Source organism: Chitinophaga rhizosphaerae, from assembly GCF_003958645.1.
Taxonomy (GTDB): domain Bacteria; phylum Bacteroidota; class Bacteroidia; order Chitinophagales; family Chitinophagaceae; genus Chitinophaga; species Chitinophaga rhizosphaerae.
The window spans coordinates 174,651-198,204 of sequence record NZ_RXLO01000007.1 but is presented as its reverse complement, the minus strand read 5'-3'; the positions used below and the strand labels follow the sequence as shown (position 1 = coordinate 198,204).

Here is a 23,554-nt window from a genome sequence, read left to right as displayed (position 1 = left end):
TTTATGATGCAGTTATCTCGTGCAAAAGTTTTTCCATGTCCAGTAATTCCCCACAGGTGAGCAGGGCCGTCATCGTAACGCCCAGGATGCCGTGCAGGTTGAGGTTTTGCCCGGTAAGGAACAGGTTGTTCAGTTTGGTGCGGGCGCTGATGAAGGTGCGCAGCGGATCGTTACAGTCTTTGAGGATGCCGTACATCGACCCGTCGTTCGTGCCGATATAGTCGCGGAAGGAAAGCGGCGTGGCTACGGAGTAGCTTTGGATGCACTGGCGCATCACGGGAAAGCGGCGCTCCACGATATCGAGCAGTTTTTCGGCTTTCCGTTTTTTGAACGCTTCATAGTCTTCGCCGCGCGGCCCTTCGTTGGAAACGGTGTTGAAGGTATGTTTCCAGGGCTCCAGTTCCCTGATGTTCATGTACGCGAGGATGGAGCAGCTGTTGGCGAACCGGTGGTCCTTGGGATCTGGGGTGATGAACATGGAGTAATTCAGCGGCCAGGCGTCTTCCGAATAATCGTGCCCGCTCCATACATCTTCCACGTCGTGATAATAGAAATTGTAATTCATGTGGGGGAACAGCCCGGGTTTGAGCACGGCGTTCAGCATGAGGCAGCCGTTCCCGTTTTCCAGGGTGCTGATGCGGCTGCGGTAGGCCTGGCGGATGACGTCGCTTTCCAGCATGTCCAGCGTATTGGCCGGGTGGATGTTGGAAATGAAGTATTTCCCGTGATAGCGCTCCCCGTCGGCCGTTTCCACGTATTCCACATCGCGCCCTCCAGCCACGATCCTTTTCACTTCCTTATGTTTCAGCAGGGTGCCGTTGTTCTCGAGGATCACGCGGGTGAGCCATTTTCCGATCTGCGATCCCCCGTTCAGGCATTTCCATGAACTTTCGATGTAACTGTTCAGCACGAGCGCATGCACGTACATGGGCGTTTTCCCGCGGACGCCGGCATACAGCGAACTGTTGGCGCCCAGCACCGCCGTGAGCTTTTTATTGCCGCTCAGCCCCTCGATAAAAGTAGCCGCATCCATCCCCAATACCGATTCCTTTTCCCCGTAATCTCCCATGCGCAGGTTGTACAGCGGGAATTTACCGCAGATGTGCTTGAGCATGTCGCAATACTCGCGCAAGGCCTTTTCTTCGCCGGGGAAATCGTGGAGCAGGTTTTCGATGAAACCCTCGTACCCCTGGGCCATTTTGTATTCCCGGGGATCGTCGCGGAAAGCGATGCGGTCGAAACAATCCATGTCCAGCCGCTTCAGCTTCAGTTTGTCCATGATCCCGAGGTATTTGAACACCTGGTACAGGTTCTGCCCCGGCGCCAGGCCGCCCACGTAATGCACGCCCGAATCGAAGATGGTCTTATCGCGGCTGAACGTTTGCAGGCATCCGCCGATCTGTTTGTTTTTTTCGAGCACGAGCACGCGGTAGCCGTTCTTGCTGAGGATCGCTCCGCAAACCAGGCCGCCGAGGCCGCTGCCGGCTATGACTACGTCGTACTTATGCATGTTCGTCCGTATCTGGTTTTCTGATGATGAAAACAACATTGGATGTATATTTCGTCTGATCGATCCGCTCCATGGTGCCGCCGTGGCTTTCCACGGTCTGGCGCAGGGTGGCGGACGAAAAGAAGGACAAGGGATGTTCGGATGTTTTGTTGAAACCGAGCAGTTTGGTACTGAACAGTTCCGTGAGCCTGGTGCCGCGGTGTTTCTTTTCCATGGCCGCATCGCCGTCGCGGACGATGATGATGCCGCCGGGCCGGAGCTTGTCCATACACCGGCGAATGAGGCTGGCCTGCTGTTCCGGCTGCAGGTAATGCAGCACGTCGAGCATCACGTAAGCGTCTTTTTCCGGGATGTCGAAGGTGGTGATATCCGCCGCGCGGAACTGCACCTGCTCGTTGCGGATGTAGCAATGCTGCGCCACCGCGATCTTTTCTTCGTCATGGTCCACACCTAATATATTCCTTCCCGGCGATACGAAATGCAGCATATAGCTCATAAACCCGTATCCGCAGCCGATGTCCATGATATCGCCTTTTTCCGGCAGCATCCGGTGGAAATCTTCGTAATTGCGCTCCATTTTCGTTTTGATGCGCATGTACCATTCCAGCACCGGGCCTTTGTAAATATACTGATACATCAGCTGTTCGCGGTAATAAGCCGGCGTTTCGAGCGTTTCGCTCAACTTTCTGTATTCTTCCTTGAAGTACCGGCTGATGGATTTGGTGCGGGCCGCATAGCCTTTGCCCCAGGCGGCGTCGCCGGCATTGATGCGGGGGAGGATCTTCATGGTCATCGTCCCGTCTTTCAGCAGGAAATCGCCCTTGGACATGCAGTACGCCGTACCGTGGATCACCGCTGGCACGATGTCGAGCCCCAGTTCTTCGGCCAGAAAAAACGCGCCTTTGTGGAACCGTTTGATATGCTTATCCTGCGAGCGTGTGCCTTCCGGGTATACCACTACCGAATAGCCCTGGGCTACGCGGTCGCGCAGATGATCGATGGCCGTTTCGGCGCCCTCGGCCACGGGGTAATAGTCCGCCATCTTCACCACTTTCCCGAAAACGGGGGAATTGTACACCCAGTTGTTCGTCAGCAACACCACGTTGGGGTGCATGCTGGTAGACATGAGGATGTCGAGGAAAGACTGGTGGTTGCTGATGATGACCGCCGGTTTTTTGAAATCTTCCCGGCTTTCGTTGATCGTCACTTTTTTGGTGTTGCCCATGATGTGGAGCACGCTCCAGGTGCATTTCGACAACAGCCGATGGTAGATTTTCTTGCCTTTTTCCTTGTTGAAAGGGTTCAGCCGGATGATGATAAAACCGACGCCCGTGAGCACCAGCGCACCAAAGGCGAAGTAGATGAACGAGAACATCGATTTCGACCAGCTCCAGAGCGTCCAGGGCGGGCGACTGTTCTTCCCCACCCGGTTGGCGATGAGGAAATTGAAGAAGAAAGGAATTAATACCTGCGAAGTGATGACCACGCATAAGATACCGATTACCGCGATCGCCGCGATGGATTTCAGGGAAGGATGCTGCGCGAAGATGAGCGCGCCCAGTCCCAAAACCGTTGTGATGGCGGAAAAGAAGATCGATGATTTGAAGGATGGCAGATGTTTGCTGCCGTTCTTGTATTCCTGCAGGAGCCCGTCCATCGTGAAAATGCTGTAATCATCCCCCAACCCGAAAATGAACGTGGAAAGGATGATGTTGACGATGTTGAACGGAATGCCCAGCCATCCCATAATTCCCAGGATCCACACCCAGCTGATGGCCATGGGGATGAAGGTGATGAGCGCCAGTTCGATGCGGCCGTAGGTAAGCAGCAGCGCAAAGAATACGAGGGCAGACGTCATCCAGGCGATGGTGCTGAATTCATCGCGGATCACGACGGCCAGGCGGTTGGCCGTGTATTGTTTATCGATCACGACCGTGCCGGGCAATGCGTCCAGCGCGGCGTAGACTTCGTTCTTCCTGGCCGGGTCTACCTTCAGAATCCCCGACAGCGAAGCGTTCCCGGGCTTCAGCGTCACAAAGTCGCTGATGGCCGGCAAATCCATCAAAGGTGAATTTTCCGGCTTCGTGACGGAATAGTTTTGGGTGATGAGGCCCTGGAATTTATCGAACGCTTCCGGCTTGAAACCGTATTTGGCCCCTTCCTGCCGTAAAGCCGCCATTACAGCCGCTGTTCGCTCCGGCGACCAGTAATGCTTCCACCGTTCGATCCGGATACGCTGTTCCTGTTCGGACAGGAGCAAATGCCCAGGCCCGCCAGACTTCTTCAGCGCTCCCGCCGCCAGGAGGCGTTGCAAAGCGGGATCCGCCCCCGCCCTGCGTTCCAGCGCTTCGTTGAGGTTGGCGCCTTCAGACAGCATGTAAACGGTTTGGGCGGTATAATCATTGAGGCGGTTGAGTTTGGCTTCGGCGTCGCGGAGTTTTTGGGGCATGTAGTTCATGCGCATCATGTCGCTTTCGAAACGCACCTTTCCGGCGGTGAAGAAAAACACGACGGTAAGCGCCAGGATGCCGTACACGAGCCATTTATTGCGTTCCGGCCTCCAGTGGGAGAACCGGTCGATGATATTATGTTTAACGGGTGCGTCTTTGGCCGGCGCATCGCCCATGGCGATGAAATGCGGGAGCACGATAAGCGAAAACAGCGAAGCCCCCACGAGACTGAACCCGGCAAAGCGCCCCATGTCCTGCAACATGGGCGATTTCACGAATTGCAGGCAGAAGAAGCCGCCTACCGTCGTGAAGCTGCCCACGGTCATGGGCATGGCGAGGTCGCGGAGCACCTGGCGGATGTCGGGCAAATGGCGGTAATGGTTGAAAACGTGCAGCGAATAGTTCACCGCCACGCCCAGTACCACGCATCCCGCGCCCATGGCGATCACGGAAATGCCTCCCTGCACGAGGTACACCATGGCCAGGGAAAACAGCGCACCGAACACCACGGGCAGCATCACGAGCAATGGCGCGCGTTTGCGGCGGAAAAACAGGGCGATCAGGACGATGAGCAGCAGCACGGTGATGCCCTGCGTCAGCATCGTATCCTGCCGCAGCTGCACCGCGTTCCCCACCGCCACGGCCGTTGCGCCGAAATAGGTGACCTCCGCCGCGGGAGCCGCCATCGCCACGGTATCGATCAGGCGATCGAGGTGCGAAAGGAAAGTTTTGTTATCAGCCGTTTTACCCGGCGCGAATTTCGGGGTAACGAGCACCAGCAGGTTGCGTTCGTCCTTGCTCATGAGGTAGCCGTCGTACAAGGTCCAGGCATCGTCTGCCTGGAGCTGCCGGAGCTTATTCATCCCGATCCACGTGATCCCGAGCGGGTCTGCGGCGATGGATTTTTTGAGGACCATGCCCGCCGGGGAAACGAGCGTATTGTAATTCCCTTCCATGGCGCCGGCCACGCGGTCGGGCGATGTGAGGGTATCGAGCGTTTTGTAGTCTTTTTCTTCGAGGAACAGGGGAAGGTTGGCCTGCACACGGTCCAGCAAACTGAACAGCAGCGTGTCTTCCATTTTACCGGTGATGGCAGATACGTAGGGCGCCACGGGGTTTGCCTGCAGGCCGGCGGTGAGCTGTTCGGCGGCGAGGATGAGACTGTCTGGCGCTGCGGGGGCCGAACTGTCTTTCTGCGAAACGATGACCGCCAGTTTATCCGTGAACTTGGAATTCTGGAGGAACTGGTTGAGCCGGTCGATCTTGGGATCCTGCGGCAGTACGCGCGTGATGTCTTCCTCCAGCTTCACTTTGGAGGCGAAGAAGGCGGCGGATAAAAAAAGGAAAGCCGTAAACAGCCACAGCAGCCATTTACGGGCGTTAAAAAAATTGTAGATCGATATGAAGAATGTGCCCATGAATCGGTTTTAAGTTTGCACCGCGGCCCGCTTTCGCCGGAAAACCGACAGCGCCAGCCACGTAACGAGGCCCGCCACGAGCCCCGCCGCTACGGCCAGCGTAATACTGCCCGTGATATACTGGAAAAAGTTTTGCTTGACGTCGTCCAGCGTCAAAGACTTGCTGAAAATAAGCCAGGTCGCGTCTTCGGCCACATACATCCTTCCCATGAGAAAACTCCCGTACACGATGAGCGGGATCATGGGCGGAATGCTGATGTTGGACGCGATGAGCACCAAAGCCTTGTTGAGCTTCAGCAATTGCGCGATCACCACGGCGATGAGCATCTGGAACCCCCACACCGGGAAGATACCCATGAACACGCCGAACCCGACAGACGCGGCTTTCGTTCCATTGCTCTCCCCCGCCGCCAGCAACTGCTCGCGCCAGATGTACCGCAACCCGTCTTTCGAAAATATGAACCGCAACAGGTTCCGCGGATGGATGTACAGGAATGCGATGGTCACCAAAACAGTATTGAGCACGCTGATCCGCGAAAAATCCCGGAACGGCCGGAAGTGCGATACCCTTTCCTCCGCCGGCGGATAATACACGCCCACGGGCTCCCATCCGATGCGGATCCCTTTCCAGCTGCAGCGCACCAACACTTCGATCTCGAATTCGTACTTGGTGCAGGCGAACCGCATCCCCTTCATGGCAAACAGCGGGTACAACCGGTAGCCAGACTGCGTGTCCGGCCCTTTCAGCCCCGTTTCCACGTAAAACCAGAAGTTGGAGAACTTGTTGGCGAACGTGTTTTTGCCGGGCATGTTCTCCTGGTGCAGGTTCCGCGCGCCGATGAGGATCGCGGGATCGCTTTTATCGGCTTTGCCGAGGAACGCCAGCAGATCGCTGGCATAGTGTTGCCCGTCCGCATCCATCGTAATGGCGAAATCGTACCCCTGCTCCAATGCATACCTGAACCCCCTGCGCAAGGCGATGCCCTTGCCGCGGTTGGGCTGGTAAGCCAGCACATTGATCTGCGGGAACCGATCCAGTACGGCCATGGTATCGTCCGTTGCGCCGTCGTTCACCACGATCACGTGCTGCGTATACGCCAACACCTGCTCCAGCACGGCACCAAGGGTGCCTGCGTTGTTGTAGGTCGGGATCAGCACGCAAACCTTGCGCTCGCCGAACTGTGCGTCGTATGTGCCCTGTTGCTCCATAGTCATTTGAAACGGCCCTGGAACTTCAGGAACGTGGTGGCTTCATGTTTGATGACGGCATGGGTCCTGTATCCCCCTTCCTCTTCAGTAAATGCGATCTCCACGGTCACCTGCGGGCTTACGCGGGGATCGATCATATTGAGGAATTTCATGTTCGCTACTTTTTCCACGAGCAAGGTTTTGCCCACGGCGGCCGACAGCAGCTCCTGGATGGTTTGCATCATGCAAACGCCGGGAACAACGGGCTGCCCGGGAAAATGCCCTTCGAAAATAGGATGCGCGCCGTTCCAGTCGATCGTAAAGTGGACCGAATTTTCAGCCGGTTGCTGTTGGGATACGACGGTAAAGAATTTTCCTGCTAACATTATTTTTCTACGCGTTGTAATGAAATATTGAATTTGACGGTATGATGGCGGATGTCGATACTATCCGGCACACCATTCCTGTATTGCTTCAACCACACGTCTACCACGGGTTTTCGGCGCGAGCCGTTCTCCACGCGCACCAGTTCGCTGCAAGCCGTGTCGGTGATATAATAGATCTTCCCTTTCGGCAGATCGAAGGCGGTGTAGCGCAGGCCGTTTCCCGTAAAGGTTTGGGCAGTGGAAGGATCGCGGCGCATGAGCACCATGTCGAAATCCTTCCGCAGCGTTTTCACCACCGCTTTTTTGTCCATTTTCGGGAGCAAGTAATGTTTGATGAAGGAACCGTCTTTCGTAAACTCGAAATCGAAAAACTTCATCCCCATTTCGCTCATGAATAATACACGCATGCTGCCGTTGTCCATGGGCCGGAAATACAGCAGGCCCGACAAATGATGCTGCAAAATATCGACCTGCGTGCTGTACAGCGCGGGCGAATCGATCTTCGGCCGGAACTTCTCCAGGCACGAAGCCGCATCGGCATCGGTGCGCTGCAGGCCTTTGTAGGCCGATCCGCAGGAAGCGAGCCCCAGCAGCAATACGCTATTTAACAGCAAACATCTCATCCGGAATGGCGGCGTTCAGCTCTTTCTTGGTGAAAATCATTTCGGTACGGTCGCCCGATGCTTCGTGCATGACGATCTTGGCCACGCCCAGGTCTTTCTTGTCGACCAGCAGCTCGATCGAGGAGAAGAAATCCTTCATCCCCTTCGCCACCGGCGTCAACTGTAAAAGATACTGTTTATCGTTTTCCTGCACCTTGGCGGTAAAGTCTTTGTTGTGGAGCACGTTCCCCTGCACACAATCGGCCGTGATCCGGCTGATCTGTTCGAACAGTTTATTGCCGCCGGTGGAAATGCTCCTGTCTGTCCGCGAATCCTTGATGCGAACATTCTTCCCGTTGATGATCATGAGGTAATACGTGGGCGACGCATATTCCATCCGTACCCGGTTTTCCTTCTTGAACCAGAATTTCCCCTTGCTGGTGATTTTATCGGCCAGCAGGCTGAGGTGCTTTTCCTGGACGAAGTCGCTCTTGATCGACTGCGTCTGCTGCGCCGTGCGGGCAAATTCCTGTTTAAACCGATCGAGGTTGGAAACGGGCCTGAACCCGCTCTGGGCGGCAACTTGCAGCGTAATGAAAGTCGCTGCCAACATCATGGTCCATCTACGCATAAGCCGGAATATTTAAAAGTTCATCCAATCTTTTGATGGCGAAGCCATCGCGTTTAAGCTGCTTGATGAGCGCGGGCAAAATCCTGACGGTGGCCGCGGCGGTATCGTGAAAGAGGAAGATGTCTCCCGCTTCAATTTTCTTCGTTACGCGCTCGAACAGTTTGTCTTCGTCTTTGATGACGGTGTCGAACGAGCGGACGCTCCATCCCACGGCGATGAATTTCCCTTTCCGGATCGCACGGGCGAGCATGGGATTGGTGACGCCGTATGGCGGGCGGAACAGTTTGGGTTGCAGTCCTGTAGCGGATTTGATGACTTCGTTCGCCTTGGCGAGGTCTGCCTTCATGGCCGCGGTGGTTTGCAGGTCGAAAGTGGGGCTATGGGAAAAGCTATGGTTGCCGACGAGGTGTCCTTCGCCCACGATCCTTTTCATGAGCGCCGGTTCCTGCTCCACGCGGTGGCCGATGCAGAAAAACGCCGCGCGCACGTTGAACTGCGCAAGGATGTCGAGGATCTGCGGGGTGAATTCGGTCAGCGGCCCGTCGTCGAACGACAGTGCTACCGATTTATCGGAGCGTTTGCCTTTGCTGTGGGTGCGCACGAAATAGTTGGACCGTACGTTGATGGCGCCCCAGGTCGCGAATCCGGAAGCTACGAGCAAAGGTATGAGCAACTTCCAGGCAGGCGTGGCGGCCCATCCGCCGTGCAGGAGGAGGATGATGCCTGCGGCTGCCGCCGCCGCTGCTATGACGAATGCTCTCAGCATTTCTCCAGCAAAATGAATGAGTGATGGGTGCCTTGATGGTGGTTCCAGACGAGGATGCGCGCCGGTGCTGCCGGGGCATCGCCTTTTACCATGGCTTCCTGCGGGACCGCCCCACGGTGCAGGCATCCCGCGGCCATCCACACGGCGAAGGCCGATGCGGTGGGATATTCTCCGCAGAAATGTTTGAATGCCGCTACCGGCGTGGATTCGAAGAGCCGGCTTTCTACGGTTCCGTAGTACCGGTCGCTGGTAACATCGCCGTTACGGCCGCTGAGCAAGAGCGAAATATCTTTCGGTTCCAGGCCGTTTCGGCGGAGGAAATCCAGCAAGCGGTCTGCCGTCTCCTGTTCGGATGCAGGGCGGTACAGCATGTCCACGGCGGTTAATTGCGCGAGGGATTTGTCGTCCTTCCCTGAAGCCAATACAAAAAATGCGGCGCCCTCCCCTGCCATGGTGCCCGGTGTCCCGGAACGCTGTAACGCAGCGGTGGAGGCGTTCTTATACAATCCGAAGCGGCGCAGGATGGTATGCGAATATTCGGTGATTTCGTCGGTGGCACCGGCGAGGATTTTGCGCGAAGGATCTTCCGCCAGCATCAACAGGCTGTCCTGCAACGCGTTTTCCAATGAAAATGCCCTGTGGACGAAGGTGTTGTTGTACGCGTGGCATCCCAGCAGCAGGGCGATCTGGCCGGCTACGGTGTTGTGCGTGCTCTGGATGAATGCGGTGGGCGTGAGCATGTCTTCGTGCTGGCTCACCAGTTTCTGGAGGAACACGCCCGTATCGGCGAGGCATCCGTAAGCCGTGCCCATGATGATGGCGTCGGGGGATTTGATGCCCGCGGCTTCCAGGCTCATGTGCGAGGCGGCAACGCCCATTTTGATGGCGCGGCCCATCCGGCGGATCTGCTTGATATCGATCCACTGTTTGTAATCCGGGTCGGCCACGGGCAGGCGGTCGCCATCGTAATGCCGGATTTCCCCCGGAAAAACCTGGCTGTCCTGCGCGGATACGCATCCTGTTCCTTGTATGAATGCTTGCATGTGTTATTCCTTTGAAAAGACCAGGCTGGAACAGTTGCCGCCGAACCCGAAGGAGTTCGACATCACGTTCCGCAGGCCGTTGCCCCGTGAAAAAGCGGTGACCGGCGAAAAGGCCAATTCCTTCATCTGCACGGAGAAGTTGGCGTTGGGATAAACGATCCCTTCGCGCAGCGCCCACGCGGAAAATACCGCTTCGATGCCGCCGCTGGCGCCCAGCGTGTGCCCCGTGAAGCTCTTGGTGGAGCTGGCGGGCGGCACGCCATTTCCGAACAGCCGGGAAATGGCCAGGCCTTCCGAGCTGTCGTTGTTCTGGGTACCGGTGCCATGCAGGTTGATGTAACCGATGTCTTCCGGCTGCAATCCCCCCATTTCCAGGGCGCCTTTCATCGCCAAGAAATTCCCGATGCCATCGGGCGACGAAGCCGTCTGGTGATAGGCGTCGTTGGCATTGGCGAACCCCGCGAGCCGGCACCATGGCTGGGTTTTCTCCGCCACGGCGTCAGACACGAGCACTACGTACCCCGCGCCTTCGCCGAGGTTCAGGCCGGTCCGGGTATCGTCGAACGGGCGGCAGTGTTGCTGATCGAGGATCATGAGGGTGTTGAAGCCGTTGAGCGTGAAGCGCGTCAACGCGTCGGTCCCCCCGGCGATCACCACGTCCAGCATACCTGCGCGGATCATGCGGGCGCCGTACATCAGGGCGTTGGCGCCCGAAGAGCAGGCGGTGCTGATCGTGGAAACGTGGTGGCGTATGCCCATGGCGTCGGCCACCAGCTCCGTCACCGCGCCGCATTCGTGGTGTGCCACCTTGCGGAGTTTCCCTTTGGAAGGGTTTGCCAGGAAGGCTTCCATGAAATCTTCCGTTTTATCCATCCCGCCAACGGTGTTTGCCGATACGAAGCCGGCGCGGTAGTCGGCGATATTGCCCAGGCCGGAGCGTTCCCAGGCTTCCTGTGCGGCGATGCGGCTCAGGAGGGCGGTGCGGCTCCAGTGGGCGGGCATTCCCGCAATTGCGGCCAGTTCTTCGTTGCCTGCTTTTACTTCCACGACAGGGAAGGTTTGGGCGTGTGCGGACCGCAGGTGCTGCATGTACGCCATGCCCGGGCGCATCGCTTCAAACGAAGCCATGCACTCGCCAAGGTCCCGGCCAATGCCGGAAATGACGCCGCCTCCCGCTATCCATACATTCCCTTTCATCATGCCTGCTTCGCTTTTTCTGCGGTGATGTATTCGGCCATGGTGCGAACGGAATAAAAAATGTTCGGGCCATCTTCCGGTTTGGCGATGCGGATGTTATGATGCTGCTGCAGCAACACGATCAGCTCCAGGGCATCGATGCTGTCGAGCCCAAGCCCTTCCTTGAAAAGCGGCTGGTCGTCACCGATGTCTTCAGGTTTCACTTCCTGCAAATTCAATTGTTGAATGATCTGTTCTTTCAGATCCTGCATCAACTTTTCCATATTATCTATACAATTTTTCCGCGGTTTCCGCGCTGAACGGCAAAGCCATGCCGCGCGGGGTTGTTTCCAAAAGGTAAAAAGCCGCTTCGTGCCCGGCGTGGTATTGCTCCACCCATCCGCACACCACGGCTTTCACGGCGCCGCTTTCCAGCAGTTGCGCCGCGTAACCTGTTATAAATGCCGTATCGAAACGTTCCTGCACGAAGAAGGCGTTTTCGCCCTTGAACTTGTGCCGGATGCTGATCTCCCCGATCACGATGTTGGGGAGGGTGTACACGAACAGCGCCGGACTGGCGATGTCATGCACGGTCTCGAAATATTTTTCGTCCGTATCCAGGCTGCTGCTCGCGTTGGCGAGGATAACGCCGGTATCTTCCGGGGCATACATATCCATCGGCATATCCTGCAGCAAAATCTCCGTGGCGGCCCATCCCAGCTTCGAGAGCAAATCCATTTTGTGGAACTTGGGATATTGCCCGTTGAAGCGGTCGTACAGCGCGCGGAGGAAATCCGGCAGGTCTGCATGCCGCTCCTCGTAAACGGGCTGGCCGTTTTTCACCGCCGAATGGTGGCGGATGATGCAGGATGCGTTGATATAGATGCCTGTTTTTATCATGATAGGCTACCCAGTTTTTCCGTCAGTTCGATTTTGCGCGCGAGCCTTTTCAGTTCGGTGGCGTGCAGTTCCACGTACGGGTTGCTCTGATCCCACACATATCCTGCCAAAACGGAGCAGATCTGTGCTTTAACGACGGGATCGGGATTTTTGGAGAAGAAGATGGTGTCGAGCGTGCCCTCGTACCAGGCCATCACGTAGGAGCGGAAAACGTTCACGCCCTGCATGGTGGGTTCCATGTATTCTTTTTCCCAGTCGATGTTTTCGCCCTGGAGCTTGCGGATCACGAGTTTGGCCGCGGTTTGTGCGGAAACGGTGGCCAGCGTTACGCCGGAGGAGAAGATGGGGTCGAGGAATTCGGTCACGTTGCCGGTGAGCACGAACCCTTCGCCATAGAATTTATCGGTGGTGGCGCTCCAGGCTTCCAGTTTGCGCGGCTCGAAGATGAGCTCCACGTCTTTGAAACGCTCGGCCGTGTATGGTTCGGAGGCCAGCATGGCGCGGAACATTTCTTCGGGGCTGCCGGAGAATTTGTCGTGAAAGGTGTGATCGCCTACGAAACCGACGGAGGTGATGCCGGTCGAGAACGGGATGATCCAGATCCATACGCCTTTGTCGTGCACAACGGCAGTGATGCGGTTGGGCTCGTCGGCCATGGAACGGCGAACGTCGTTCGTGTGGGCGAATAATGCTTTGCGGGGTTGTAAAACGGATTCTTTTTCGAGGTTGAACAGTTTGGGGATCACGCGGCCATAACCGCTGCCGTCTACGATGAACCGGGCTTCGATCTGTTTTTTGTTGCCGTGGATATCTTCCACTGTGGTTACGGAGTCGGAACCGTTGAAGACGATCCCTGTCACGGTGGTTTCATATTCCACCGGCACGCCCATTTTTTCGACGGTTTGCGCGAGGGTATGATCGAAGTCGGCACGGGTTACCTGCCAAGTCCATTGCCAGCCCGGGGTGTACTGCTCGGCAAAGGTAAAGTCGCAAATCTTGCCCTGTTTGACGAATTTTGCGCCGGATTTCTGCTGGAAGCCTTTTTCGGAGATGGCATCGATGAAGCCAGCTTCGGTGAGCGCGTCCATGCATCGGGGTAACAGGCTCTCGCCGATCACGAATCGGGGGAACTTCAGCTTTTCAACGATCTTCACTGAATAGCCGGCCTTGTTGATTATGGATGCGGCTACCGTGCCTGAGGGGCCGGCGCCAATCACTAATACATCCACCTTTTCAGTTATCATATGGAAGGGTTTTTTAATTGCTCCTAAGCTTTCACGCAGCGCAACAGCGTATAGCTGAGGCCGACTTTATGATTTTCCATCTCCACTTTCAGCCCGGCGGCACGGATGCAGTCGTAAAACTCATCGGTGTGGTACATCTGGCTGTTGCCGTTGGCGATGGCGGTAAAATACAGCGAAGTCTGCTGCAGGCAGAACGCGGCCGATTTAAATTGTTGCTTATCCCAGAACGGTTCGAGGATGAACACGCTGCCGCCATCGTTGAGGGCTTCGCGGCAACGGCGGAGAATGCTGATGATCTGCTCTTCGGAGAAGCAATCCAGGAACTGGCTCATCCAGATCACGTCGAAGCCCTGTGCAAACGGCAGGCTTTCATCGAGGATGTTCGTCTCGAAGAAGGAAACCCGGTCCTGCAGGCCCGCTTCGTTGATGTTCTGGCGCGCAACGTTGATCTGTACGGGAAGGTCCATGATCGTCACATGCACGTCTTTATCATATCCTGCGCAAGCCATCGACCATTTCCCGGTATTGCCGCCGATGTCCAGCAGTTTTTTGGGTTTGTGCTCGAACACGATGGGCAGTACGCCGGGAAAGGCGAGGTCGGAATAGTAATGGTCGAAATTGAACCAGCTGGTGCGGGCCGGTTCGGGAAGGATGGAAAGGCCCTGGTAGATGGTTTCCCACGGCCCGAGCTCCTGCAGCCCCGCCGGACGGTTCTCCGTCAGGCTGTCCTGCAAATGGTACATGGCCTTGTAGCATACATCGTGCGAAAAGTCCATATTGATGCGGGTGAGCTCGTCATTCAGGATGAAATAACCGGTTTTGGAAAGGGTGTAGCGTTTTTCGTTCACCAGCAGCATATCCATGCCCAGGCCTGCTTCCAGCAGCACGCGCAGCGAATACCGGGAGAGGTTTACTTTCGGAAGTATCTCGTCGATGGTGGCGCCTTGCATGCCCGCGTCAGACACGGCTTTGAGGACGCCCATGTCTCTCAGCGCCTTGGAAGCCTGGAAAGCAATGGGTGCAAAAGCCAGCCAGAGGGCCTGTTCTTTCGCCTGTAACGCGGTTTTCGTTTCCTTCGTGAAAAAGTTCATGGGTGATCTGCTTTTTTTAATTTTTTACAATGTCACACTGCTAAACACCATCGCGGCATTGCACCCTCCAAAACCGGATGTGGTTTTGAGGAAATGACGGATGGTGCGTTTCTCGAGTTGACTGCTCACCATCAATGGATGGCTGATTCCGGATGATACAAAGCCGGCGGTCGGCAATACCACACCGTGTTTCATGGCATATATCCCGGCTACCGTCTCTATCAGCCCCGCCGCGCCAAGGGTATGGCCGTAGTTGCCTTTGAGACTGTTGACCGGAACATCCTGCAAACCCGACAAATGGAAAGCCTTCGCCTCCATTTCGTCGTTGTACAGCGTGGCGGTACCGTGCGCCGATACGAACCCGATATCCGCGGGCCCCAGGCGGCTCCGGTGCATTGCGGAAACAAGCGCGGAAGAAAGTTCGGCGCCCGTTCTCGACGGACCGGAAATATGATTGGCATCGTTGCTGGAAGCGCCTTCCCCGAGGAGGATGGCTTCGCCGGCCGGCAACAATGTCGTGTCCTTCGTTAAAACGACCGTAGCGGCTCCTTCCCCCAGGGTCACCCCTTTGCGGGCCGCGTCGAACGGGCGGCAGGGCTCGTCGGAAACGGCCAGGAAAGACTGGAAGCCGGACAGGACGAACCTGGTCAGTTCGTCGGCCCCGCAAACCACGGCATGGTCGTATTGCCCGGCGCGGATGAGGCGCTGGGCGATGAGGATGGCGAGGAGGCCTGAAATGCAGGCGTTGCTCACCACGATGGGCTGTGCGGCCGCGCCTACGGTTTTGGCAACCTGTGCGGCGGTGGCGTGCAGCAGCATGGAGGCGCCGGGCTGGCCGGCTTTCCCCTGTTCCAGCAAGGCGATGTTGCCTTTGGTGGTAGACAGGACGAAGGCGGTGCGCGGATCGCCGATGGGCACTTTCGTGCGGGAAAGCACGTCTTTGATGCTGAGTACGATCAGTTGCTCGAAACGGGTGTTCTCCGCCAGGCCGGCCGCTGCTGCGGCGGGGCGCAGCAATTCTTCGGGAAGGGCGGAAGCGAAAAAGCCGCCGGGTTGCCGGCGGATACCGCTTTCTCCGGCGATAAGCCGGTCAAAGTTGGCCTGGGCCGTGAACCCCAGGGGCGACACGATGTTTTCCGCAGCTACGTACACGTTCGTCATGACAACCCCCACTGTTTTTTCCATTCCGCGAAAAACGCCGGAACGGTCAGTTGCAGGATGTCGGCTTCCTTGTCGAGGAACACCTGCACGGAGGCGCCCGTGCAAACCACTTCGCGGGTTTCGGCGTTGTACAGGGTGTACTCGAAACGGATCTTGGCGGCTTCCGTAGGGATGTAGCGAGTTTCCACCCGTACTTTATCGCCATACCGCAAAGGCCGCTTGTAATGGCATTCCACATTCACGACGGGCACCGTGTACCCATGCGCGAAAATGTCGAGATAACGCAACCTGTATTTCGCGCCGAAGGCTTCCCTGCCGTCTTCGAAATACCGGATATAATTGCCGTGCCACACTATGCCCAGCGGATCTGCTTCATTAAACCGGACCAGCACTTCCGCCTCTTCGCTCAATACAGGTTGCATGAATGATGTTGATGTTTTCAATTAAAATTATCCTCCGTAAGTGGATTTCCACTCTTTGTACTTGTCTTTCTCGATGTCGTCGAGGATGGATTTAACGCCAGTCAGGTACATGTTGGCATACCCGAAGGCCACGCCGAACTTGCCGCCCATCTTTCCGACCATGCGCTCGGTAAACAGCACTTTTTTGGCCTTCATGTCTACCAGCGTCACGTAAGCAGAAATTTCCTTTTTGGTTTTGTTGATGCCTTCCACGAACCAAACGATGCCGATACCGGTTTTGCCGTTGAAATCGAACCCTTTCACGAGGGTGGTGATGTCTTCAGGCTTGAGGTGCTGGTAATCGTCGGAGTTGTCTGACAGCAGGTTGTCCGGATCGATCTTGGCGGTCCTTTTGTTAACCGGCCCGATGTCGGTGCTCACTTCGCTGCGGCGGAAAGCCTTGGCTACGTCGAACTTCTTGTATTCGTTCACCACTTTCTGGTTTACTTCCACGAAGTTTTTTTCTACGATCTGATCGGCTTTGGCGGCGGCGTCGCCGATGAGGCGGGTTTTGGTCCAGTCGAGGCCGATCCAGGTCAGCTTGGTTTCCTTGTCGAATACGTCTTTGGCGGACTGTGCGTTTGCGGCGGATGCGCTAAGGGCGAAAGCGATCAGGGGCAAAACGAGATTTTTCAGTTTCATGGTGACTCTTGTTTTATGGTTTTTGGGCGATGAAAATTTTCATGTCGCATTGCGCCAGCGTCCGGCCGTTCAGCTGAACGGAGCCTTTGACCACGGTGGCGTTGAAGAGTTCGTGGGTGATAAGGATTTCTGTCTGGAGGGTGGAACCTGCGGGAGGTAGCTCCAGTACTTCGAGGTTTTGAATGGCGCCGATGAAGCCGAGGGGCACGGGCACGTTGTCGCGCCGGGCGAGAAACCCGACCCTGGCCGCAGCCGTCTGCGCGATATTCTCCACGAGCCCCGGGGCCATGAGCGTGCCGTTTTCGACGAACACGTTGTCGGCCGCCACGTCGAGCTCGGTGCGGATGTTCTTCTCCCCCGCTTCGATGAGCCTGCTGATCATGACGACCGGCGGGCGCTGGGGGATATATTCGGTAATGTCTTCGTGATGCATATGATGCGTATTGTCAGTCTTTCGACCAGAAATCATAATAATTGAACCATTGCAGCGGATATTTCCGCACTTTTTCTTCCATTACGCTTACAAAATCGTCCATCGACTGGTCTAAACCACCCTGTTTGGCGCCGGGGTACACTTTGGGATCGGTGGCATAGAGGTGATAATGCGTAGCGGTTTCCTTAAAAGCAAAAACGAACGATACGGGCACCCTGAACGTGGAAGCCAGCAGGAAAGGCCCTACGGGAAAGCGCGCCGGCTCTCCCAGGAACATTCTCTCCGCCGTCTTGTTGCCGGTCAGGAACCGGTCGGCGTGCATGCATACCAGTTCCTGCTTGCCCAGCGCATCGTTGATGGCGTAAATATGCGAAAGATCGTCTTTCAGTACAATGACATTCACATTCCTTCCGCCCGTTACCCCTTCGAGGTAACTTTTTATTCTTTCGTGTTCCCCGTCGAACATCACGATGTTGATCCGGGTATTGAGCCGGGTGAACAGGTGGCCGGCCACTTCCCAGTTGCCCAGATGCGCACTGAGCAGGATGCCGCCCTTGCCGCTGCTGACCATCGCGTGGAGCCGTTCTTCACCATCGAAAACGAAGCTGAAACGATTGGGGATCCCGGCCATCACCACCACTTTGTCTATCAACGTCTGGCCGAATATATAGATATTCCGGTAAACGGACGCCATGGCGCGCCACCGGGGGTATTGTACCTTATAACGAAAAAACCGGTACATAGACCGGGCAGTGTTCCAGGAGAACAGGCAATAATAAACCGAAACGAATACCAGCAGGAAATAAGCCGGACGAATGCCTCCGTAACGCAATACACCAATGAAGATCCGGTAACCGAGCTTATTTCCTTTGGATTTACCCTGCCACGACGGCATTATACCAGTTCTTTTTGTTTAACACGTTCGATGACATAATTATAGAAGTCCTGGAAGGTAACGATGCCCTGGAAGTCTTCCGGTTTCACCTTGAATCCGAAATTGTTCTCGATGGCCACTACCAGGTCAATATAGTCCAGGCTGTCCAGTTCCAACGTGGCCTTCAGGTCGGCCTCGGGGGTAATGCTTTCGGGGGAAACTTCGAATTCGTCCGCCAGAAAAGCATTGGTTTTTTGAATGATCTCCTTGATTTCCATAAACTTTAAGTGTTCCAGATATAGGTTAGATAGCTTTCACTTTGCACCCCATTGGTTCGCATGCGGGCTACGGGGCAAAATTATAGAAAAACAACCCATAACCGGCCTCATGTCCGAATTATTCCCATTTCCTGACAATAAGGGAGGAGTTAGTTCCCCCAAAGCCAAAGGAATTAGACAAAAATATATTAAAATTTTTATTAATTGCATTCGTAACGATGTTCAATTTGGCCGAATCATCGTCGGGGTTCTCGAAATTGATGTTGGGCGCCAGGAACCCATGCTGCATCATGAGCATGGAATAGACGATCTCGCTGGCGCCGGCCATCCAGCATTCGTGCCCTGTCATCCCTTTGGTGGAGCTGACAGGCGTGTGGCATTCGCCGAACACGGAATGGATGGCTTTGGCCTCGCTGGCGTCTCCCGCCGGGGTCGACGTGGCGTGGGCGTTGATGTAGCCGATGTCTTTTGGGGACAGGCCCGCATCGCGCAAGGCCATTTGCAGGCTGCGGGTGGGCCCTTCCACGCTGGGGTTGCTGATATGCGCCCCATTGCTGGAGAAACCGTACCCCAGCACTTCTCCCAGGATGGGCGCGCCGCGGCGTTGCGCCGATTCCAGGCTTTCCAGGATCACCGTAGCCGCCCCGCCGGATGGCACGAGGCCGTCGCGGTCGCGGTCGAACGGGCGGGAAGCGCGCGTGGGGTCGTTCTCGCGAACGGAAAATGCCGCGATCGCGTCGAAATTGCCCATGGCGTACAGGTTGATTTCCTGTGCGCCGCCGCAGATCACCGCGTCCTGCATGCCGGAGCGGATAAAGCTATACCCCACCCCGATGGCATGCGAGCCGCTGGCACAAGCCGCGCTGATGCTGAAATTCACGCCTTTCAGGCGGAAAATGGTGGCAAGGTTCATGTTGACCGTGGAGTTCATGGTCTGGAACACAGACCCCGAGCCCACGAGCATCGTATCTTTCTTTTCGCGGATAATATCGGTAGCCTCCACAACGGGCTTGGCGGAACTGTCGTTCCCGAACAGCAGCCCAACTTCGTTCGCTTCGAGGTAATCGGGATCCATTTTAGCCAGGGCCAGGGCTTCGCGGGTGCTCATATAGGCATATTCCGCCTGTTCGGGCATCATGAGCCGGGAGCGCCGGTCCAGCAAGCCTTTCAGCTCCGGACGGTCAACCCATCCGGTCAGTCCCGATCGGTAACCGAACGCTTTGCGACCGGCATCCAGCACGATGCCGGAACGCCCCTGGAAAAGGGATTCCTTCACCGTCTCCAGGTCTTTCCCGAGACAGGAATATATACCTATGCCTGTGATCACTACTCTGTTCATGCGCTGTGTTAATTATCATCGCGGGGCCATGGCCCCGTATTTTTCGTTACTGTTTGATATGCTGCGGAAATGGCTGCCGGGTCAGGAATAAAGACCGCCGTTGATGTTGAGTACTTCTCCCGTGATGTAGGACGCGCCTTTGGACGACAGGAATGCCACGGCTTCCGCTACTTCTTCGGCCGTTCCGAAGCGTTGCATGGGCACCATGGCGGAGAGCTCTTTTTCGGGCAGTCCGTCCGTCATGTCCGTCCGGATGAAACCGGGGGCCACGGCGTTGACGGTCACATTGCGCTTGGCGACTTCCTGGGCGAGGGCTTTGGTGGCGCCGATGAGGCCGGCCTTGGCGGCGCTGTAGTTTACCTGGCCGGGGGTTCCCTTCAATCCGGACAGCGAAACCATGTTCACGATCCGGCCGTAGCGTTTTAGCAGCATGCCCGTGAGCACGAGCTTGGTGACGTAGAAAAACCCGTCGAGGCTCGCGTCCAGGACGCTTTTCCATTTTTCGGTCGACATCTGGAAAAGCATCATGTCTTCCCGGATGCCGGCGTTATTGACCAGCACTTCGATCTGCTTGTCTTTATTGGCTTCGAGCCAGGCGCCGAGCACTTCGTTCACTTCGCTTTCGTTCCCTACGTCGAATTTGAGCAGGGTGCCATCGGTACCTTTCTGGCGCACGGCTTCGAGGGTTGCTTCCGCCGCGGCCGTATTGCCTTTATAATTGATCAGGATATGGTAGCCCTGTTCCGCCAGTTTGATGCAAACTGCCCTGCCGATGCCGCGGGAACCACCTGTTATCAATGCGCATTTCATCCGTGTAATTGTTTCTTATGCTGTTGTTTCGTATAAAATATGGCTACTGAACGGAAGATTTCTTCCGCTTCTCCACGGTCGGCTCCGCCACCACGGGCTCGTGCCGCATGAGGTAAGCCTTGATGCGCTGCACGTCTGCGTAACGGGGCGCGTCGTCGATAAATTTAGGGAAAATAGCCCTGATGTCCTGATAGATCTTGTGGGTAAATGCGCCCAGGCGGTCCTGGCAGTTGAGGAAATCCACTGCCTGGAGGAGCGTCATCACCTGAACGGTCAGCACTTCGAAGGTATTTTCGATCACTTTGTACGTCAGTTGCGCCGCGTTGCAGCCCATGCTCACGATATCCTGGTTGTCGTTGTTGTTCGGGATGCTGTGCAGGTACATCGGATAGCTGAGGGTCTGGTTTTCCGCAACGGTAGAGGTGGCGGTGAACTGGACGCCCTGCATGCCGAAGTTGAAGCCCAGCTTGCCGAGGTTCATGAACGGCGGGAACTTGTGGTTCAGCTTGTCGTTCATGAGATAGTTGAGCTGGCGCTCGCTGAGCATGGAAAGTTTCGTCATGGCGATTTTCAGCTTGTCCATCTCCAGTGAGATATAATCGCCGTGGAAGTTGCCGCCATGGAACACGTTCTGTTGCCGGTGGTCTACCACGGGGTTGTCGCTCACGGAATTGAGCTCGCCGACGATGATGGTTTCGGCCTGCACGAGGATGTCGTAAATGGGGCCGAGTATCTGCGGGACGCAGCGCAGGGAGTAATATTCCTGCACTTTGTCCTTGAAAATCTCTTCTTCCAGTTCTTTGTAGAAGTGATCGGGCCGGTGGCGGATCATTTTGGACCCGGTGAGCATGCCGCGCATCATTTCCGCTACTTTATTCTGGCCGGTATGGCGTTTCACGACGTTGAGCTCGTAACTGAGGTGATCGTCGAACGCTTCTACCACTTCGTTGATCATGGCGCTGAGGGCGCAGCTCCAGAGGAGGAGTTTGCGCGCTTCGATGAGGTTCACGAGGGCGATGCCCGTCATGGCGGAAGTGCCGTTGATGAGGGCGAGCCCTTCGCGGACGCGTACCGTGAGCGGCTGGAGGCCCAGCTGCTCGAAAACTTCCGCCGCGGGGCGGATCTCGTCTTCATACAACACGTTCCCCTCCCCGATCAGCGCGTGGGCCAGGTGGGCCAGCTGAACGAGGTCGCCGCTGGCGCCAACGCCACCGTGCTCGTAAATGCAGGGATATACGTTATGGTTGATAAGGTCGCGGAGGAGGTACACCAGCTCGGTATGAACACCGGAAAAGCCCTGCATGAAACTGCTGAGCCGGGCTATCATCAAAGCTTTGGTGTGGATGGGCGCCAGGCATTTGCCTGCTCCCGAACTGTGGCTGCGGATAAGGTTATATTGCAGCTGCAGCGTATCTTTTTCCGGGATCCGGTATTGCGCCATGGGGCCGAAGCCGGTGTTGATCCCGTAAATAAGCTTTTTGGCGGAAAATATCTTGAGAAACTCGAAGTTGTCATTCACTTGCTGTACGGCTGTTTCATCGAGTACCAACTCTTCCCCTTCAAACAATACCCTGTGTACTTCTTCCAAAGAAAGCACCTTACTTCCTAGTACAACCATTATTTTAAATTATATTATTTGTTTATGTAAAAAAGCGCTCAAAATTAGTATAAAGATGTTTTTTTCCTAATATCCTTACTTCCTATTTTTAACGGACGGTCAGGGGTTACCATACTCCTTTGGCATTCAACTAGTTAGATCTTGCAGTGATAGCAGGTGGCTTCCTGTCGCGTTCAATTCCGGTCTGGCAATACATCCCGAAGTGCCATTATGCCGGTCATTTCGGGATGTAAATTTATTACTCTTCTTCAATATTCGCAGGGGGCGTTACCAGAATTTTGTCGATCCGGTGTGCGTCCATGTCCACGATCTCGAAGGTAAAGCGGCGCCATTCCAGCTTTTCGCCGGTTTGGGGGATATGTTCCAGGTGGTGAAGAATGAATCCGGCCAGGGTATCGAACTCCTGTTCGAACTCGGCCATCTGGTCTTCCATATCGAATTCGGAGAGAAAATCGTAGAAAGGTATCTGTGCGTCAACGAGATAGCTTCCATCCTCCCGTTTGATCATGTTATAATCATCCTGCCCGGTTTCCGGCATATCGCCCACGATCGCTTCGAGAATATCGTTCAGGGTGATCATCCCAAGAAAAGTGCCATATTCGTCAACGATGAACGCGGCGTGGATCTGCGTTTCCTTGAACTTTTCCAGCACCTGGTAAGCGGAGTTGTTTTCGGGGATGAAGAGGGGCTTCTTCATGATATCTTTCAGCACGGCCACGTTGCCGGCGGTATAGAGGTCCTTGATCGTAAGGATGCCCCGGATATTGTCGATCTGCCCTTCGCAAACGGGGTAAACAGAGTGGGGCGCCTGTTTGATCTTGCGCTTGTAGCTTTCCACTTCCTCGTTCACGTCCAGCCAAACGATATCGGTACGGTGGGTCATGAGGGAGGTGATATTGCGGTCGCCCAGGTGGAACACCCGTTCGATGATTTCCTGTTCGGTTTCCTCGATGGCGCCGGAAGAGGTGCCCTCGGAAATGATCGCCTTGATCTCTTCTTCCGTCACATTGTTATCCGACGAGCGTTTCAGCCCGAAAAGGCTCACCAGCGCCGCGGTGGAGCGGCTCAGCAACCAAACGAACGGGAAAGTGAGGCGGGAAAGGAAGGTCATGGGCGCGGCCACGTTCTTCGCGATAAGCTCCGGATTGGTCAGGCCGATCCTTTTGGGGAACAACTCGCCGAGCACGAGGGTGAAATACGTTACGCAGATGACGATGATAGCGGTGGCGATGGCATTGGCGTAAGGCACAAGGGCCGGCATTTGCATCACGAAGCCCTTTACGTCTTCCTTCAATTGTTCGCCGGAATATAAACCGGTCAAAATGCCGATCAGCGTAATGCCGATCTGGACGGTGGACAAAAACGTGTCCGGGTTGTTAGACAGCTTCAGGGCTGCCCTGGCTTTTTCGTCCCCCTGCTTGGCTGCGCCTTCGAGACGCGCTTTCCTTGCGGAAACCAGGGCAATCTCCGCCATTGAGAAGATGCCGTTGAGCAATATGAGGACGAGGATAATGACGACTTCCATAATATATA

Annotated in this window: 23 protein-coding genes; all 23 read right to left on the bottom strand. The window is 55.8% G+C overall.

All coding sequences use genetic code 11. The features are described 5' to 3' along the window. Position 1: 1 nt before the first annotated feature. On the bottom strand, positions 2 to 1,510 hold the full coding sequence (locus EJ361_RS17545; RefSeq protein ID WP_126246940.1) for a phytoene desaturase family protein: 1,509 nt from the start codon (positions 1,508 to 1,510) through the stop codon (positions 2 to 4). Then, complete coding sequence (locus EJ361_RS17540; protein ID WP_126246939.1) at positions 1,503 to 5,378, bottom strand: trifunctional MMPL family transporter/lysophospholipid acyltransferase/class I SAM-dependent methyltransferase; 3,876 nt, start codon at positions 5,376 to 5,378, stop codon at positions 1,503 to 1,505. Before EJ361_RS17540 ends, EJ361_RS17545 begins: the two co-directional genes overlap by 8 nt. 9 nt (positions 5,379 to 5,387) lie before the next feature. Beyond that, entirely contained in the window at positions 5,388 to 6,587 is a 1,200-nt protein-coding gene (locus EJ361_RS17535) for a DUF2062 domain-containing protein (RefSeq protein WP_126246938.1), read from the bottom strand. Between the two features lie 2 nt (positions 6,588 to 6,589). Further along, positions 6,590 to 6,952 carry a 3-hydroxyacyl-ACP dehydratase gene (locus EJ361_RS17530; protein ID WP_126246937.1) on the bottom strand — a complete coding sequence of 121 codons (363 nt, stop codon included), beginning with the start codon at positions 6,950 to 6,952 and terminating at the stop codon, positions 6,590 to 6,592. Further along, the gene (locus EJ361_RS17525) at positions 6,952 to 7,566 is read right to left on the bottom strand and encodes a hypothetical protein (RefSeq protein ID WP_126246936.1); all 615 of its coding nucleotides are present in this window, start codon (positions 7,564 to 7,566) and stop codon (positions 6,952 to 6,954) included. The genes EJ361_RS17530 and EJ361_RS17525 overlap by 1 nt, the downstream gene beginning before the upstream one ends. Further along, positions 7,553 to 8,185: an outer membrane lipoprotein carrier protein LolA gene (locus tag EJ361_RS17520; protein ID WP_126246935.1), complete on the bottom strand. Its 633-nt coding sequence runs from the start codon at positions 8,183 to 8,185 to the stop codon at positions 7,553 to 7,555. Before EJ361_RS17520 ends, EJ361_RS17525 begins: the two co-directional genes overlap by 14 nt. Next, a complete protein-coding gene (locus EJ361_RS17515) occupies positions 8,178 to 8,951 on the bottom strand; it encodes a polysaccharide deacetylase family protein (RefSeq protein WP_126246934.1) in 774 nt (257 codons plus the stop codon). Before EJ361_RS17515 ends, EJ361_RS17520 begins: the two co-directional genes overlap by 8 nt. Then, positions 8,945 to 9,994 (bottom strand): beta-ketoacyl synthase N-terminal-like domain-containing protein, encoded by a 1,050-nt coding sequence (locus EJ361_RS17510; RefSeq protein WP_126246933.1) that lies wholly within the window; start codon positions 9,992 to 9,994, stop codon positions 8,945 to 8,947. The genes EJ361_RS17515 and EJ361_RS17510 overlap by 7 nt, the downstream gene beginning before the upstream one ends. Before the next feature lie 3 nt (positions 9,995 to 9,997). Then, positions 9,998 to 11,194, bottom strand: a complete 1,197-nt coding sequence (locus EJ361_RS17505) for a beta-ketoacyl-[acyl-carrier-protein] synthase family protein (protein ID WP_240646659.1) — start codon at positions 11,192 to 11,194, stop codon at positions 9,998 to 10,000. Beyond that, positions 11,191 to 11,454, bottom strand: coding sequence for a phosphopantetheine-binding protein (locus EJ361_RS17500; protein ID WP_240646658.1), 264 nt, complete (start codon positions 11,452 to 11,454; stop codon positions 11,191 to 11,193). Before EJ361_RS17500 ends, EJ361_RS17505 begins: the two co-directional genes overlap by 4 nt. A gap of 1 nt (position 11,455) precedes the next feature. Next, positions 11,456 to 12,070, bottom strand: a complete 615-nt coding sequence (locus EJ361_RS17495) for a beta-ketoacyl synthase N-terminal-like domain-containing protein (protein WP_126246931.1) — start codon at positions 12,068 to 12,070, stop codon at positions 11,456 to 11,458. Next, on the bottom strand, positions 12,067 to 13,314 hold the full coding sequence (locus EJ361_RS17490) for an NAD(P)/FAD-dependent oxidoreductase (RefSeq protein ID WP_126246930.1): 1,248 nt from the start codon (positions 13,312 to 13,314) through the stop codon (positions 12,067 to 12,069). The genes EJ361_RS17495 and EJ361_RS17490 overlap by 4 nt, the downstream gene beginning before the upstream one ends. Positions 13,315 to 13,337: 23 nt before the next feature. After that, on the bottom strand, positions 13,338 to 14,405 hold the full coding sequence (locus EJ361_RS17485; protein WP_126246929.1) for a class I SAM-dependent methyltransferase: 1,068 nt from the start codon (positions 14,403 to 14,405) through the stop codon (positions 13,338 to 13,340). 24 nt (positions 14,406 to 14,429) lie between these two features. Next, positions 14,430 to 15,566: a beta-ketoacyl-[acyl-carrier-protein] synthase family protein gene (locus tag EJ361_RS17480; protein ID WP_126246928.1), complete on the bottom strand. Its 1,137-nt coding sequence runs from the start codon at positions 15,564 to 15,566 to the stop codon at positions 14,430 to 14,432. Then, on the bottom strand, positions 15,563 to 15,988 hold the full coding sequence (locus tag EJ361_RS17475; protein ID WP_126246927.1) for an acyl-CoA thioesterase: 426 nt from the start codon (positions 15,986 to 15,988) through the stop codon (positions 15,563 to 15,565). Before EJ361_RS17475 ends, EJ361_RS17480 begins: the two co-directional genes overlap by 4 nt. 27 nt (positions 15,989 to 16,015) lie before the next feature. Continuing rightward, a complete protein-coding gene (locus EJ361_RS17470) occupies positions 16,016 to 16,669 on the bottom strand; it encodes a hypothetical protein (RefSeq protein ID WP_126246926.1) in 654 nt (217 codons plus the stop codon). Positions 16,670 to 16,682: 13 nt separating this feature from the next. After that, the gene (locus EJ361_RS17465) at positions 16,683 to 17,102 is read right to left on the bottom strand and encodes a 3-hydroxyacyl-ACP dehydratase (RefSeq protein WP_126246925.1); all 420 of its coding nucleotides are present in this window, start codon (positions 17,100 to 17,102) and stop codon (positions 16,683 to 16,685) included. Positions 17,103 to 17,115: 13 nt separating this feature from the next. Continuing rightward, positions 17,116 to 17,997, bottom strand: a complete 882-nt coding sequence (locus tag EJ361_RS17460; RefSeq protein ID WP_126246924.1) for an LpxL/LpxP family acyltransferase — start codon at positions 17,995 to 17,997, stop codon at positions 17,116 to 17,118. Further along, positions 17,997 to 18,254, bottom strand: a complete 258-nt coding sequence (locus tag EJ361_RS17455; RefSeq protein WP_126246923.1) for an acyl carrier protein — start codon at positions 18,252 to 18,254, stop codon at positions 17,997 to 17,999. The genes EJ361_RS17460 and EJ361_RS17455 overlap by 1 nt, the downstream gene beginning before the upstream one ends. Before the next feature lie 118 nt (positions 18,255 to 18,372). Then, a complete protein-coding gene (locus EJ361_RS17450; RefSeq protein WP_126246922.1) occupies positions 18,373 to 19,593 on the bottom strand; it encodes a beta-ketoacyl-[acyl-carrier-protein] synthase family protein in 1,221 nt (406 codons plus the stop codon). Positions 19,594 to 19,674: 81 nt separating this feature from the next. Next, the gene (gene fabG / locus EJ361_RS17445) at positions 19,675 to 20,403 is read right to left on the bottom strand and encodes a 3-oxoacyl-ACP reductase FabG (protein ID WP_126246921.1); all 729 of its coding nucleotides are present in this window, start codon (positions 20,401 to 20,403) and stop codon (positions 19,675 to 19,677) included. A gap of 43 nt (positions 20,404 to 20,446) precedes the next feature. After that, positions 20,447 to 22,021 carry an HAL/PAL/TAL family ammonia-lyase gene (locus tag EJ361_RS17440; RefSeq protein WP_126246920.1) on the bottom strand — a complete coding sequence of 525 codons (1,575 nt, stop codon included), beginning with the start codon at positions 22,019 to 22,021 and terminating at the stop codon, positions 20,447 to 20,449. Between the two features lie 238 nt (positions 22,022 to 22,259). Continuing rightward, positions 22,260 to 23,546, bottom strand: coding sequence for a hemolysin family protein (locus EJ361_RS17435; protein WP_126246919.1), 1,287 nt, complete (start codon positions 23,544 to 23,546; stop codon positions 22,260 to 22,262). Between the last annotated feature and the right edge of the window lie 8 nt (positions 23,547 to 23,554).